The following is a 13,834-nucleotide window of genomic DNA, read 5'->3' on the forward strand; positions in this document are numbered from 1 at the left end:
CGTCCGGTATGCCCCAGTGGCACTTTCGCACTACGAACTCTAGGGCTAAAACGCCGTCTTACCCTTCAGTTTGAGCCTGCCGGTCGCCGCACTCAGGCCTGTCCGCCCCGTATCGATGGAGTTTCCCAGTGATGAGCAACGCAGCCCCAGTCGCACCGACGTTTCCCGACAGCATTTTCCGCGCCTACGACATCCGTGGCGTCGTCCCGAAAACCCTGACCGCCGAAACCGCCTACTGGATCGGCCGCGCCATCGGCTCCCAAAGCCTGGCCCAGGGCGAGCCCAACGTCTCGGTGGGGCGTGACGGTCGCCTGTCCGGCCCCGAGTTGGTGGAGCGCCTGATCCAGGGCCTGGCCGACAGCGGCTGCCATGTCAGTGACGTAGGCCTGGTGCCAACGCCGGCGCTGTACTACGCCGCCAACGTGCTGGCCGGCAAATCCGGCGTGATGCTCACCGGCAGCCACAACCCATCGGACTACAACGGCTTCAAGATCGTGATTGCCGGCGACACCCTGGCCAACGAGCAGATCCAGGCCCTGCACACTCGCCTCAAGACCAATGACCTGACCAGCGGCCAGGGCAGCATCACCCAAGTCGATATCCTCCAGCGCTATTCGGACGAAATCACCCGGGACGTCAAGCTCCAGCGCCGCCTGAAAGTCGTGGTGGACTGCGGCAACGGCGCAGCCGGCGTGATCGCCCCGCAACTGCTCGAAGCCCTGAACTGCGAAGTGATCCCGCTGTTCTGCGACGTCGACGGCAACTTCCCCAACCATCACCCCGACCCTGGCAAGCCTGAAAACCTGGTGGACCTGATCGCCAAGGTCGCAGAAGTGGGCGCCGATGTCGGCCTGGCCTTCGATGGCGACGGCGACCGCGTGGGCGTGGTGACCAACACCGGCAGCATCGTGTTCCCCGACCGCCTGCTGATGCTGTTCGCCCGCGACGTGGTTGCACGCAACCCAGGCGCCGAGATCATCTTCGACGTCAAGTGCACCCGGCGCCTGACGCCGTTGATCAAGGAATATGGCGGCCGCCCACTGATGTGGAAGACCGGTCATTCGTTGATCAAAAAGAAAATGAAAGAAACCGGTGCCCTGCTGGCCGGCGAAATGAGCGGCCACGTGTTCTTCAAGGAACGCTGGTTCGGTTTTGACGACGGCATCTACAGCGCCGCCCGCCTGCTGGAGATCCTCAGCAAGGAGAAATCCAGCGCTGAAGACTTGTTCGAGACCTTCCCGAACGACATTTCTACGCCGGAAATCAATATCCATGTGACCGAAGAGAGCAAATTCAGCATCATTGACGCATTGCACGATGCGCAATGGGGTGAAGGCGCCAACCTGACCACCATTGATGGTGTGCGAGTCGATTATGCCGAAGGCTGGGGCCTGGTTCGCGCGTCCAACACCACTCCGGTGCTGGTCCTGCGTTTCGAGGCGGATACCGAGGCCGAGTTGCAGCGCATCAAGGACGTGTTCCACGCCCAGTTGAAACGTGTTGCCCCTGATCTCCAACTACCGTTCTGATTATTTGCCCCGGAGCCCTGAATGACCCTCGAACGCGACGCTGCCGCCAATACCGCCAAGGTCCTTTCCGAAGCGCTGCCTTACATTCGACGCTACGTCGGCAAGACGCTGGTGATCAAGTACGGCGGCAATGCCATGGAAAGCGACGAGCTGAAAACCGGCTTTGCCCGCGACATCGTGTTGATGAAAGCCGTCGGGATCAACCCGGTGGTGGTACACGGCGGCGGCCCGCAGATCGGCGACCTGCTCAAGCGCCTGTCCATCGAGAGTCATTTCATCGACGGCATGCGCGTCACCGATGCGCAGACCATGGATGTGGTGGAGATGGTCCTGGGCGGCCAGGTGAACAAAGACATCGTCAACCTGATCAACCGTCACGGCGGCAGCGCCATTGGCCTGACCGGCAAGGACGCCGAGTTGATCCGCGCGAAGAAACTCACCGTGACCCGCAAGACCCCGGAGATGACCCAGCCGGAAATCATCGACATCGGCCAGGTGGGCGAAGTGATCGGCATCAACACCGATTTGCTCAACCTGCTGGTCAAGGGCGACTTCATCCCGGTGATCGCGCCGATTGGCGTGGGGGCCAATGGCGAGTCCTACAACATCAACGCTGACCTGGTAGCCGGCAAGGTGGCCGAGGCCCTGAAGGCCGAGAAGCTGATGCTGCTGACCAACATCGCCGGCCTGATGGACAAGGAAGGCAAGGTCCTGACCGGCCTGACCACCCAGCAAGTCGACGACCTGATCGCCGACGGCACTATCTACGGCGGCATGCTGCCGAAGATCCGCTGCGCACTGGAAGCCGTGCAAGGTGGTGTCGGCAGCTCGCTGATCATCGACGGCCGGGTGCCCAATGCGGTGCTGCTGGAGATCTTCACTGATACGGGCATGGGCACGCTGATCAGCAATCGCAAGCGTCCCTGACCGCTGAAACAAAAATCCCCCGTTCAACCTGGTTGAACGGGGGATTTTTTATGTGCATCGACCTGCAGCATTGTGGAGATCCCCTGTAGGAGCGGGCTTGCCCGCGATAGCGGTAGTCCATTCAACACTGATGTTGACTGACAGATCGCCATCGCGAGCAAGCTCGCTCCTACACAAGCTCATCAGCTACAAGGGGTCAGACGCCAAACTGCTCGCGGTACGCACGCACTGCCGGCAGGTGCTGCTTGAGCTGCGGGTCGTCTTCGAGGAACTGCAATACCTGGTTCAGCGACACGATGCTGACCACTGGAATGCCAAAATCACGCTCTACTTCCTGGATCGCCGATAACTCACCGTTGCCGCGCTCCTGGCGGTTCAGTGCGATCAGCACGCCGGCGGCCTTGGCGCCGTCCTGGGATGCAATGATCTGCATCACTTCACGAATCGCGGTGCCGGCGGTGATCACATCGTCGATGATCAGCACATCACCGGCCAGCGGTGCGCCGACCAGGCTGCCGCCTTCGCCGTGGGCCTTGGCTTCCTTGCGATTGAAACACCATGGCAGATCCCGGTCGTGATGTTCGGCCAGGGCCACTGCGGTCGCGGCGGCCAACGGAATGCCTTTGTAGGCAGGGCCAAACAGCACATCGAAGGAAATACCGCTTTCAACAATGGCGGCGGCGTAGAAACGCCCCAGTTGCGCCAGGGCAGAACCCGAGTTGAACAGGCCGGCATTGAAGAAATATGGGCTGGTGCGCCCGGACTTGAGGGTGAACTCACCGAAGCGCAAAACCCCGCGATCGATGGCAAAACGAATGAAATCGCGTTGATACGCCTGCATGAAAAAAGCCTCAGATACCACGGATTTAGCTAAATAGGTAGACGGCGTGTATCATACACGCACGCGATTTTTGGGGCCATTTATGCGGATCATCAGTGTGAACGTTAATGGTATTCAGGCTGCAGTCGAGCGTGGTTTGCTCAGTTGGCTGCAAGCCCAGAATGCCGACGTCATCTGCCTGCAGGACACCCGCGCCTCCGCCTTTGAACTGGACGACCCAGCCTTCCAACTGGATGGCTACTTCCTTTATGCCTGTGATGCCGAAGTCCCTGCCCAAGGTGGCGTGGCTCTGTATTCACGGTTGCAACCCAAGGCGGTCATCAGCGGCCTCGGCTTCGAGACAGCCGATCGCTACGGGCGCTACCTGCAAGCCGATTTCGACAAAGTCAGTATTGCTACCTTGCTGCTCCCTTCGGGGATGAACGGCGATGAAGACTTGAACCAGAAGTTCAAGCTAATGGACGATTTCGCCCGTTATCTGGATAAACAGCGACGCAAACGTCGCGAGTACATTTATTGTGGCTCGTTGTACGTGGCGCAACAGAAGCTGGATATCAAGAACTGGCGCGACAGCCAGCAATCCCCGGGTTTCCTGGCGCCGGAACGGGCCTGGATGGACGAGATTGTCGGCAACATGGGTTATGTAGATGCCCTGCGTGAAGTCAGCCGCGAAGGCGACCAGTACAGCTGGTGGCCGGACAACGAACAGGCCGAGATGCTTAACCTGGGCTGGCGTTTCGACTACCAGTTGCTGACCCCCGGCCTGCGCCGGTTTGTGCGCAGCGCACGTCTGCCGCGTCAACCGCGCTTCTCGCAACATGCGCCGTTGATCGTGGACTACGACTGGACCTTGACCATCTGAGGTCAATATCCAGGCACAAAAAAACCGACATCGCTGTCGGTTTTTTTGTGGGCGATGATTATTTGATCAATCGCCAGGTGAGCGGGTAACGGTAGGCAATGCCTTTGTTCGCCTTGACCCCGCCGATGATGGTCAACACCAGCGCGGCAATTACCAGCACCACCATCAACAGGAAGCCGATCACCACGAACCCCAGGACAAAGCAGACCAGCCAGGCGATGGCCACGGTCAGCTGGAAGTTCAGCGCTTCCTTGCCCTGGTCATCGATCAGCGGGTCCATGTCCTTCTTCACCTGCCACAGGATCAACGGCCCCAACACACTGCCAAAGGGGAACACCAGGCCGAGGAACGCCGCGAAGTGACAGAGCATCGCCCACTGACGCACTTCTTTGTTCTGGGCCGACACGGGAAGCTGGTTGTCACTCATGGCGTTGCTCCTTGAGGCTGGTTTCAGTCAGCCAGTGCGGCGTTCTGCAGTTCGAAGATTTCGCTCATGCCTTTCTGGGCCAAGGCCAGCATGGCGTTCAGGTCGGCCGGTTGGAATGGCGCACCTTCGGCGGTGCCCTGCACCTCGATGAAGCCACCGGTGCTGGTCATGACCACGTTCAGGTCGGTCTCGGCAGCCGAGTCCTCCAGGTAATCCAGGTCCAGTACCGGCTCGCCCTGGTACATGCCCACCGACACAGCGGCAATCATCTGCTTGAGCGGGTCGCCACCTTTCAGGCCACCGCGTTTCTTGATCACTTTCAGCGCATCGACCAGGGCGACCATGGCGCCAGTGATGGACGCGGTGCGGGTGCCGCCGTCGGCCTGGATCACGTCGCAGTCGACATATAGGGTCACGTCGCCCAGTTTGGACATGTCCAGCGCAGCGCGCAGGGAGCGGCCGATCAGGCGCTGGATTTCCAGGGTACGACCACCCTGCTTGCCACGACTGGCTTCACGCTGGTTACGCTCGCCGGTGGCGCGCGGCAACATGCCGTACTCTGCAGTCAACCAACCCTGGCCCTGGCCCTTGAGAAAACGCGGCACGCCGTTCTCGACGCTGACGGTGCAGATGACCTTGGTATCGCCAAACTCGACCAGTACAGATCCCTCGGCGTGTTTGGTGTAGTTGCGGGTGATGCGGATCGAGCGGAGCTGATCGGCAGCGCGACCACTTGGACGTTTCATAGGGGATACCTGTACTAAGGACGAAAAACTGCCGAGCATTATAGAGCCGCAGGCCGCTTCTCGGCACTGCTAATAAATTCGGTAACGAATGGACAAGCCCTGCCACCCTTTGTCACAGCCAGCATTTGGGGGCGCTCGCCCCGTTGCGCTACAATCCTGCGCCTTCGCAGCCAGTCGGCTTCAATCTACCTACCAGCCCGCCCGTTTGCGGGACTGTATCGCGAGGTACCTCCATGGTGCACAGCATGACCGCCTTCGCCCGCGTCGAAAAAGCCGGCGCCCAGGGCACCCTGAGCTGGGAACTGCGCTCGGTCAACAGCCGCTACCTGGAGCCGCACCTGCGCCTGCCCGAATCCTTTCGCGACCTTGAAGGCGCCGTGCGCGAAGCCCTGCGCGCCGGCATCTCCCGTGGCAAGCTGGAATGCACCCTGCGCTTTACCGAGGAAACCACCGGCAAGCCGTTGCAGGTTGACCGCGAACGCGCCGCGCAACTGGTCGCCGCCGCCGAGACCATCGCCAGCCTGATCAAGCAGCCGGCAGCCCTGAACCCGCTGGAAGTCCTGGCCTGGCCCGGCGTACTGGTGGCCGACGCCACTGACCCGCAGGCGCTGAATGCCGAGGCCCTGGCCCTGTTCAACCAAGGCCTGAAGGAGCTCAAGGCCGGGCGCGAGCGCGAAGGCGCCGAACTGGCGCGCCTGATCAGCGAGCGCCTGACCGCTATCGAAGCCGACGTGGTGACCCTGCGCGAATTGGTGCCGCAAATGCTGGCCACCCAGCGCCAGAAGGTCCTCGACCGCTTCGCCGACATGAAGGCCGACCTCGACCCGGTGCGCCTGGAGCAGGAAATGGTCCTGCTCGCGCAAAAAAGCGACGTCGCCGAAGAACTCGACCGCCTGAGCACCCACATCCTGGAAGTGCGCCGCGTGCTCAAGTCGGCCGGTGCCGCTGGTCGGCGCCTGGACTTCCTGATGCAGGAACTCAACCGCGAAGCCAATACACTGGGCTCTAAAGCCTTCGACCCGCGCAGCACCCAGGCGGCGGTCAACCTCAAAGTGTTGATCGAGCAAATGCGCGAACAAGTACAGAATATTGAGTAAGGCAACTCCCATGACCCACAGCACCGGCACCCTCTACATTATTTCCGCGCCCTCGGGCGCGGGCAAAAGCAGCCTGGTCAAGGCCCTGACCGACGCCAACCCGGAGATCCGCGTATCGGTCTCCCATACCACCCGCGCCATGCGTCCGGGTGAGGTGAACGGCGTGAACTATCACTTCGTCGAGCGCAGCGAGTTCGTGAAGATGATCGAACACGGTGACTTCCTGGAGCGTGCCGAAGTGTTCGGCAACCTCTATGGCACGTCCCAGAGCCATTTGCAGCAGACCCTCGACGAAGGCCATGACCTGATCCTGGAAATCGACTGGCAGGGCGCCGAACAGGTGCGCCAATTGATGCCCAAGGCGCGCTCGATCTTTATCCTGCCGCCGTCGCTGGAAGCCTTGCACCAGCGCCTGACCAATCGCGGCCAGGACAGTGACGAGATCATCGCTGGGCGCATGCGCGAAGCCGTCAGTGAAATGAGCCACTATGTGGACTACGACTACCTGATCATCAACGACGACTTTGCCCACGCCCTGGACGACCTGAAGGCGATTTTCCGTGCCAATCAGCTCCAGCAAAAACGCCAGCAGCAGCGTTTTGGCAAATTGTTGGCCGAACTGCTCGGTTGAATGGCTCTTCCCAAAACCGCTGCAAGGGCCTTACATTGGCGCTTGTAGCGTGTTTGCCGGGGCCTGCGGAAAATCAGCGCTTCCCTAAACGCTGGTGATTTTTTAAACTGTTGAGTCCGCTCGCCCAACCGGGCAGCGCGCATCTTGCATTCGCTCCGAGGAATACCATGGCCCGCGTAACCGTTGAAGACTGCCTAGAACACGTGGATAACCGCTTTGAGCTGGTCATGCTCTCTACCAAGCGTGCCCGTCAATTGGCCACTGGCGGCAAAGAGCCGTTGCTCAATTGGGAAAATGACAAGCCAACCGTGATGGCCCTGCGCGAAATCGCTGCCGGCGTGATGAGCTACGAGTTCATCGCCAACGCCGAGATCGTTGAAGACGAACCGCTGTTTGCAGCGTTCGAGGACGAGTCCAACGAGGCCGTCTAAGCCTATGCCTGGTCGACGTAGCACGGCGCGGGGTCAAAGCCTTCGGCAGGAGTTAATACCTTGCCGAGCATAGACGCCCTCGCCGATCGCTTATCGACCTACCTCGGTACCGACCAGGTCAACCTGGTCCGCCGAGCGTATTTCTACGCCGAACAAGCCCACGACGGCCAACGCCGCCGCAGCGGCGAGGCATATGTCACCCATCCTCTTGCGGTGGCCAATATTCTTGCCGACATGCACATGGACCATCAAAGCCTGATGGCCGCGATGCTGCATGACGTGATCGAAGACACCGGCATTGCCAAGGAAGCGCTCAGCGCGCAATTTGGCGAAACCGTGGCCGACCTGGTCGACGGGGTCAGCAAGCTGACCCAGATGAACTTCGAGACCAAGGCTGAGGCCCAGGCGGAAAACTTCCAGAAAATGGCCATGGCCATGGCCCGGGATATCCGGGTGATCCTGGTCAAGCTGGCCGACCGGCTGCACAACATGCGCACGCTGGAAGTGCTGTCCGGCGAGAAACGCCGGCGCATTGCCAAGGAAACCCTGGAAATCTACGCGCCCATCGCCAACCGGCTGGGCATGCATGCCATTCGTATCGAATTCGAAGACCTTGGTTTCAAGGCGATGCACCCGATGCGCTCAGCGCGTATCTACCAGGCGGTCAAGCGCGCCCGGGGCAATCGCAAGGAAATCGTCAACAAGATCGAAGAGTCCCTGAGCCATTGCCTGGCAATCGACGAGATTGAAGGCGAAGTCAGCGGGCGGCAGAAGCATATCTACGGCATCTACAAGAAGATGCGCGGCAAGCGCCGGGCCTTCAACGAGATCATGGACGTGTATGCGTTCCGGATCATCGTCGACAAGGTCGATACCTGCTACCGCGTGCTGGGCGCTGTACATAATTTGTACAAACCCCTGCCAGGCCGCTTCAAGGACTACATCGCGATCCCCAAGGCCAACGGCTATCAGTCGCTGCATACCACGCTGTTCGGTATGCATGGGGTGCCGATCGAGATCCAGATCCGCACCCGGGAAATGGAAGAGATGGCCAACAACGGCATCGCCGCCCATTGGCTGTACAAGTCCAGCGGCGACGAGCAGCCCAAAGGCACCCATGCCCGCGCCCGCCAGTGGGTCAAGGGCGTGCTGGAAATGCAGCAGCGTGCCGGCAACTCCCTGGAGTTTATCGAAAGCGTGAAGATCGACCTGTTCCCGGACGAGGTCTACGTGTTCACGCCCAAAGGCCGGATCATGGAGCTGCCCAAGGGCTCCACGGCGGTCGACTTTGCCTACGCGGTTCACACCGACGTCGGTAACAGCTGCATCGCCTGCCGGATCAACCGTCGCCTGGCCCCACTGTCGGAACCGCTGCAAAGCGGCTCCACCGTGGAAATCGTCAGCGCGCCGGGGGCCCGGCCGAATCCGGCGTGGCTCAACTTCGTGGTCACCGGCAAGGCTCGCACCCATATCCGCCACGCGCTGAAGCTGCAACGTCGCTCCGAGTCCATCAGCCTGGGTGAACGCCTGCTGAACAAGGTGCTCAACGGTTTCGACAGTTCCCTGGAGAAGATTCCCGCCGAGCGCGTGCAGGCGATCCTCCACGAGTACCGCCAGGAAACCATCGAAGACCTGCTCGAAGATATCGGCCTGGGCAACCGCATGGCCTACGTCGTCGCCCGTCGCCTGCTGGGCGAAGGCGAGCAACTGCCGAGCCCCGAAGGCCCGCTGGCCATTCGTGGCACCGAAGGCCTGGTGCTGAGCTACGCCAAATGCTGTACGCCAATCCCGGGCGACCCGATTGTCGGGCACCTGTCCGCCGGCAAAGGCATGGTGGTGCACCTGGACAACTGCCGCAATATCAGCGAAATCCGCCACAACCCGGAAAAATGCATCCAGCTGTCATGGGCCAAGGATGTGACCGGCGAATTCAACGTCGAGCTGCGGGTGGAGCTGGAGCACCAGCGCGGCCTGATCGCCCTGCTGGCCAGCAGTGTCAACGCGGCCGACGGTAATATCGAAAAAATCAGCATGGACGAACGCGATGGTCGCATCAGCGTGGTCCAACTGGTGGTCAGCGTGCACGACCGCGTGCACTTGGCCCGTGTGATCAAGAAACTGCGTGCCCTGACCGGGGTTATCCGCATCACTCGCATGCGCGCATAACACCCCCCTATAACCCGGACATTACAAGGAGTCATTCATGACCAAGACTGTTATCACCAGCGACAAGGCACCTGCTGCCATCGGTACTTATTCCCAGGCGATCAAGGCGGGCAACACCGTCTACATGTCCGGCCAGATCCCACTGGACCCAAAGACCATGGAACTGGTTGAAGGCTTTGAAGCCCAGACCGTACAAGTCTTCGAGAACCTCAAGTCGGTAGCTGAAGCAGCAGGCGGTTCGTTCAAGGACATCGTCAAGCTGAACATCTTCCTCACCGACCTCAGCCACTTCGCTAAGGTCAACGAGATCATGGGCAAGTACTTCGAACAACCCTACCCAGCCCGCGCCGCCATTGGCGTTGCCGCCCTGCCCAAGGGTTCCCAGGTTGAGATGGACGCGATTCTGGTCATCGAGTAATACATTCGGCGCAACCCACGGGGTTGCGCCGACTTCGTTTTAAAAGGATTTCGTAATGCGCAAAGCGCTCGTTGCCTCCACGCTGCTGGCCCTTCTTCTTGGCGGCTGCGCCAGCAGTCCTGCCACCCGGGATGTGAGCGGTACCTGGATCAACCAGGTTGCCATCGATGCGGCGTCCAAGGGCGGCCCTTTGCGTGAAGCCCTGCAAGCCTACGGCCCGAACCTCGAATGGGAGGTCAACACCCGGGCCAACCAGGCGCGCTACTTCAACGGCTTTGAACGCCCTGAAGGCACCCTGGCCGGCGAAAAGTCCGGCACCTGGAACGTTGATTTCTACGGCAGCTCGACCACCGAACTCAAGCGCAAGGGCAAACAGCTGCTGCAAGTGGCCAACGACAACGAGCCCGAACAGCTCTTTGATCGCCCCAAGGACCCTGCCCCTGAAGGCGCACCGTTGGGTGCCAACTTCGAACGGGCGCTGTACGCGGCCTACATGGGCGGCAGTTGGAAAATCACCAGCGGCAGCGGCCTGGGCGAGACAGTACAGTTCCAGGCCAACGGCCAGGTTACCGGCCTGCCGGGTGCCGACCAGTATTCACTGTGCCTGGCAGGCGACTGCGCCTCCATGAGCGGTGGCTACGACAGCATCTGGCTGCAACAAGGTGGCCAGGGCAACCCGTGGATCTTCAGTCGCAACGACAAGCAACTGGAGATTTTCCAGGCGATCAATACATCCCAGGCCGACGAAGTGCCTTCGTTCACCCCCGGGCCGCGCCAGTGGCTGCTGGAAAAACAGTGATACGAAACAAAGGAGCCTACGGGCTCCTTTTTCTTTAGCCAGCAATCCTTTGCCTCGGACTACGCCATGTTCAAACCACTCCTCATTGGCCTGGCCTTGCTGGGCGGCTGCACCCACGTATCGCAACCCGTCGACATCAGCGGGATCTGGATCAACCAGGCCGCCATCGATGCCGCCGCCCAGGGCCGGCCGCTGCTCAACAGCCTGCAAGCCAACGGCAGGAACCTGGAGTGGAATGTCGACACCCGCACCGGCCAAGCTCATGCCAGCAGTGCCTTTGAGGTAGATGAAGGCCAACTCCTGCCAAAAGCACCTGGCGCATGGACCGTCGATCACAACGGCCATGGCCGTGACGAACTGCAATTAAAGGATCAGCAACTGCTCCAACTGCCTCGCAAGGATCTGCCCGGCCAGGTGTTCCAGCGTGCCCACCCATCGACCACGGAGGGTGCGCAATGGGGGAGTACATTCCGGCAGGCACTGAACTCAGCTTACATGGGTGGCCCGTGGAAAATCCTTGAGGGCGAAGGCGCCGGCGGCACCGTAGTGTTCAATGCGCACGGCAACCTGTCGGGCCTGGGGAAGAATGACCGATACGAATTGTGCCTGGGCGGGGACTGCGCCACTCAGGGCGCCGGCAATGACACCCTGTACCTGGGCAAAGGCGACGCGGGGGATAGTTGGATTTTCGTGCGCAACGGCAACACGCTGGAAATTTTCCAGGCGATCAATCATTCCAGGCCAGACGAAATTCCTCAGTTGAGCCCTGGGCAGCGCCAGTGGCTGCTGGAAAAACAGTAAGACCACTGTGGGAGCTGGCTTGCCTGTAATAGCATCACCTCTGTTTCACTGACACACCGAGCTGCCTGCATCGCAGGCAAGCCCGGCTCCCACAGGAGAGGTCAGCCCTTGAGGATAGCGGCGTAGCCTTCGCGGTAGCTTGGATAGGTTGGCGTCCAGCCCAGCGCCTTGGCTCGCGCATTGCTGCACTGCTTGCTGCCCGCACGCCGCACGCTGGCGTCTTCGGCCCACTCGGTGACCCCAAGGTACTCGCGCAGCCAATCCACGACTTCGGCCAGCGGCGCAGGCGCGTTGTCGACACCGATGTAGACCTTGTCCAACGTACCGCCCTGCTCCACATGCAGCAGCAAAAAGGCCAGCAGCCCTGCCGCATCATCGACGTGGATGCGGTTGCCATATAAAGGTGGCTCAACCGCCACGCGATAGCCTTGGCGCACCTGGCTCAACAACCACTCGCGACCAGGACCATAGATACCGGTCAAGCGCACAGTCGTGGCCGGGATACCGCTGTCCAATGCCACTTGCTCGGCTTCCAGCATCACCTGCCCGGAGTACCCAACGGCCTGGGTGGGCGAGGTTTCATCGACCCATTCACCGTTTTGCTGGCCGTAGACGCTGCTACTGGACACAAACAGCAGGTGCTTGGGCTGCTGACCATAGTCATCGAGCCACTCCAGCACATGCTGCAAACCTTCGACATAGGCTTTGCGATAGCCCGCTTCATCGTGGTCGGTCGCAGCCGCGCAGTACACCAGGTAGTCCACGCCACCAATCGGCCAGGTGTCGGGGCAGTCCTTTTTGAACAGGTCGCCGGCAATGCCAATCACCCCTTCCGGCAGGCGCGAGACATTGCGTCGCAGGCCATGCACCTCCCATCCCGCGACCAGCAATTGACTCGCCAGCCGACTACCTACATCACCACAACCGGCAATCACCACAGAAGGCGCAGACATCACAAAACTCCGTTCTCAAAGGTCTAGATTAGCCCTCGCAGGTGACCAGCGGCCAGAAAAAGCACAAATAAAGTTACTGTATTACTTCTGTTAACAAGAATTACTTGCAATAATAACGGCCCATTTGTCCTCGGCCCTTTTGCGGCCTGGCAGGGCAATCCCTTATTTTTTCCTCTCAGGTCCGGCCAGCATGACACGCAATAACCTCCCCGCTTCGCCAACCAAGCCTCACAGCCCGTCCCGCGCCTGGCGCGCGATAACTGCGTTGCTGCTCAGCGTCCTGCTGGCTCCGACCGCCGCGTTCGCCGATGCCACGGCACCGGCCACCCCGCCTGCCGCCGCTGCACCAGCCCCGGCTGCAGCCCCAGCACCTGAGCAAAACGCCGCAGCTCCCGGCGCGCCGGCTGCCGTACCTGCGGCCACCGACCCGGTCGCAGCCGACGGTGTTACCCCGCAAGATGAAACCGGCGTGGTCCTGGAAGAAGACAACACCCTGGGCATGGCCCACGACCTGTCGCCGTGGGGCATGTACCAGAACGCCGACATCATCGTGAAGATCGTGATGGTCGGCCTGGCTATCGCCTCGATCATCACCTGGACCATCTGGATCGCCAAAGGCTTCGAACTGCTGGGCGCCAAACGCCGCCTGCGCACTGAAATCGTCAACCTGAAAAAAGCCACCACCCTTAAAGAAGCCAGCGAAAGCGCGGCCATCAAGGGCACCCTGGCGCATCTCTTGGTGCACGACGCGCTGGAAGAAATGCGCCTGTCGGCCAACACCCGCGAAAAGGAAGGCATCAAGGAACGCGTGAGCTTCCGCCTGGAGCGCCTGGTAGCGGCCTGCGGTCGCAACATGAGCAACGGCACCGGTGTGCTGGCGACCATCGGTTCTACCGCACCGTTCGTCGGTCTGTTCGGTACCGTGTGGGGCATCATGAACAGCTTCATCGGCATCGCCAAGACCCAGACCACCAACCTCGCCGTCGTTGCCCCCGGCATCGCCGAAGCCCTGCTGGCAACCGCCCTGGGCCTGGTCGCCGCGATTCCGGCGGTGGTGATCTACAACGTGTTCGCACGCTCGATCGCCGGCTACAAGGCCCAGGTGTCGGATGCTTCGGCAGAAGTCCTGTTGCTGGTCAGCCGTGACCTCGATCACCTGCCTACCGAGCGCAGCTCGCAACCGCACATGGTGAAAGTGGGGTAATC

At 60.8% G+C, this 13,834-nt stretch carries 14 protein-coding genes and 1 pseudogene; 11 read left to right on the forward strand and 4 right to left on the reverse strand.

The features are described from left to right. Positions 1-125 precede the first annotated feature (125 nt). Positions 126-1,529, forward strand: a pseudogene (locus ACSSVH_RS25725) (phosphomannomutase/phosphoglucomutase); the annotation flags it as partial. Positions 1,530-1,550: 21 nt separating this feature from the next. Continuing rightward, positions 1,551-2,456, forward strand: a complete 906-nt coding sequence (argB, locus tag ACSSVH_RS25730; protein ID WP_076963434.1) for an acetylglutamate kinase — start codon at positions 1,551-1,553, stop codon at positions 2,454-2,456. 196 nt (positions 2,457-2,652) lie between these two features. On the opposite strand, the gene pyrE is transcribed toward argB, so the two are convergent. After that, positions 2,653-3,297 carry an orotate phosphoribosyltransferase gene (gene pyrE, locus ACSSVH_RS25735; RefSeq protein WP_169955412.1) on the reverse strand — a complete coding sequence of 215 codons (645 nt, stop codon included), beginning with the start codon at positions 3,295-3,297 and terminating at the stop codon, positions 2,653-2,655. Positions 3,298-3,379: 82 nt separating this feature from the next. Here pyrE and crc point away from each other — a divergent pair, with 82 nt between their 5' ends. After that, entirely contained in the window at positions 3,380-4,159 is a 780-nt protein-coding gene (gene crc / locus ACSSVH_RS25740) for a catabolite repression control protein Crc (protein WP_029289816.1), read from the forward strand. Between the two features lie 58 nt (positions 4,160-4,217). Here the strand turns inward: crc and ACSSVH_RS25745 are convergent, their stop codons facing one another. Together ACSSVH_RS25745 and rph are read right to left on the reverse strand one after the other, a co-directional pair. Beyond that, positions 4,218-4,586: a DUF4870 domain-containing protein gene (locus ACSSVH_RS25745; protein WP_169955413.1), complete on the reverse strand. Its 369-nt coding sequence runs from the start codon at positions 4,584-4,586 to the stop codon at positions 4,218-4,220. 23 nt (positions 4,587-4,609) lie between these two features. Next, the gene (gene rph, locus ACSSVH_RS25750) at positions 4,610-5,332 is read right to left on the reverse strand and encodes a ribonuclease PH (RefSeq protein WP_057961002.1); all 723 of its coding nucleotides are present in this window, start codon (positions 5,330-5,332) and stop codon (positions 4,610-4,612) included. 233 nt (positions 5,333-5,565) lie between these two features. Between rph and ACSSVH_RS25755 the strand changes: the two genes are divergently transcribed. The 7 genes from ACSSVH_RS25755 (at position 5,566) to ACSSVH_RS25785 (ending at position 11,675) form a co-directional block, all read left to right on the forward strand. Beyond that, the gene (locus ACSSVH_RS25755; protein WP_169955414.1) at positions 5,566-6,429 is read left to right on the forward strand and encodes a YicC/YloC family endoribonuclease; all 864 of its coding nucleotides are present in this window, start codon (positions 5,566-5,568) and stop codon (positions 6,427-6,429) included. A gap of 10 nt (positions 6,430-6,439) precedes the next feature. Beyond that, positions 6,440-7,060 carry a guanylate kinase gene (gene gmk, locus ACSSVH_RS25760; RefSeq protein ID WP_169955415.1) on the forward strand — a complete coding sequence of 207 codons (621 nt, stop codon included), beginning with the start codon at positions 6,440-6,442 and terminating at the stop codon, positions 7,058-7,060. 167 nt (positions 7,061-7,227) lie between these two features. After that, positions 7,228-7,491, forward strand: coding sequence for a DNA-directed RNA polymerase subunit omega (gene rpoZ / locus ACSSVH_RS25765; RefSeq protein ID WP_169955416.1), 264 nt, complete (start codon positions 7,228-7,230; stop codon positions 7,489-7,491). A gap of 60 nt (positions 7,492-7,551) precedes the next feature. Then, positions 7,552-9,657, forward strand: a complete 2,106-nt coding sequence (gene spoT, locus ACSSVH_RS25770) for a bifunctional GTP diphosphokinase/guanosine-3',5'-bis pyrophosphate 3'-pyrophosphohydrolase (RefSeq protein ID WP_032856810.1) — start codon at positions 7,552-7,554, stop codon at positions 9,655-9,657. A 37-nt stretch (positions 9,658-9,694) separates the two neighbouring features. Continuing rightward, positions 9,695-10,075 (forward strand): RidA family protein, encoded by a 381-nt coding sequence (locus tag ACSSVH_RS25775; protein ID WP_025130815.1) that lies wholly within the window; start codon positions 9,695-9,697, stop codon positions 10,073-10,075. 55 nt (positions 10,076-10,130) lie between these two features. Continuing rightward, on the forward strand, positions 10,131-10,874 hold the full coding sequence (locus ACSSVH_RS25780) for a hypothetical protein (RefSeq protein ID WP_169955417.1): 744 nt from the start codon (positions 10,131-10,133) through the stop codon (positions 10,872-10,874). 66 nt (positions 10,875-10,940) lie between these two features. Continuing rightward, on the forward strand, positions 10,941-11,675 hold the full coding sequence (locus ACSSVH_RS25785; protein ID WP_492633886.1) for a hypothetical protein: 735 nt from the start codon (positions 10,941-10,943) through the stop codon (positions 11,673-11,675). 101 nt (positions 11,676-11,776) lie between these two features. Here the strand turns inward: ACSSVH_RS25785 and ACSSVH_RS25790 are convergent, their stop codons facing one another. Next, positions 11,777-12,628: an NAD-dependent epimerase/dehydratase family protein gene (locus tag ACSSVH_RS25790; RefSeq protein WP_170057529.1), complete on the reverse strand. Its 852-nt coding sequence runs from the start codon at positions 12,626-12,628 to the stop codon at positions 11,777-11,779. 190 nt (positions 12,629-12,818) lie between these two features. Between ACSSVH_RS25790 and exbB the strand changes: the two genes are divergently transcribed. Further along, positions 12,819-13,832, forward strand: coding sequence for a tonB-system energizer ExbB (gene exbB, locus ACSSVH_RS25795; RefSeq protein ID WP_492633887.1), 1,014 nt, complete (start codon positions 12,819-12,821; stop codon positions 13,830-13,832). The last annotated feature ends 2 nt before the right edge of the window (positions 13,833-13,834 follow it).

Source organism: Pseudomonas sp. HC1(2025) (assembly GCF_058742075.1).

Bases quoted from the DNA above. Each gene is read 5' to 3' on its own strand.
- ACSSVH_RS25780 (WP_169955417.1), top strand. From the start codon at position 10,131: ATGCGCAAAGCGCTCGTTGCCTCCACGCTGCTGGCCCTTCTTCTTGGC.
- ACSSVH_RS25755 (WP_169955414.1), top strand. From the start codon at position 5,566: ATGGTGCACAGCATGACCGCCTTCGCCCGCGTCGAAAAAGCCGGCGCC.
- rph (WP_057961002.1), bottom strand. From the start codon at position 5,332: ATGAAACGTCCAAGTGGTCGCGCTGCCGATCAGCTCCGCTCGATCCGC.
- ACSSVH_RS25775 (WP_025130815.1), top strand. From the start codon at position 9,695: ATGACCAAGACTGTTATCACCAGCGACAAGGCACCTGCTGCCATCGGT.
- argB (WP_076963434.1), top strand. From the start codon at position 1,551: ATGACCCTCGAACGCGACGCTGCCGCCAATACCGCCAAGGTCCTTTCC.
- crc (WP_029289816.1), top strand. From the start codon at position 3,380: ATGCGGATCATCAGTGTGAACGTTAATGGTATTCAGGCTGCAGTCGAG.
- gmk (WP_169955415.1), top strand. From the start codon at position 6,440: ATGACCCACAGCACCGGCACCCTCTACATTATTTCCGCGCCCTCGGGC.
- exbB (WP_492633887.1), top strand. From the start codon at position 12,819: ATGACACGCAATAACCTCCCCGCTTCGCCAACCAAGCCTCACAGCCCG.
- rpoZ (WP_169955416.1), top strand. From the start codon at position 7,228: ATGGCCCGCGTAACCGTTGAAGACTGCCTAGAACACGTGGATAACCGC.
- ACSSVH_RS25785 (WP_492633886.1), top strand. From the start codon at position 10,941: ATGTTCAAACCACTCCTCATTGGCCTGGCCTTGCTGGGCGGCTGCACC.
- ACSSVH_RS25790 (WP_170057529.1), bottom strand. From the start codon at position 12,628: ATGTCTGCGCCTTCTGTGGTGATTGCCGGTTGTGGTGATGTAGGTAGT.
- ACSSVH_RS25745 (WP_169955413.1), bottom strand. From the start codon at position 4,586: ATGAGTGACAACCAGCTTCCCGTGTCGGCCCAGAACAAAGAAGTGCGT.
- pyrE (WP_169955412.1), bottom strand. From the start codon at position 3,297: ATGCAGGCGTATCAACGCGATTTCATTCGTTTTGCCATCGATCGCGGG.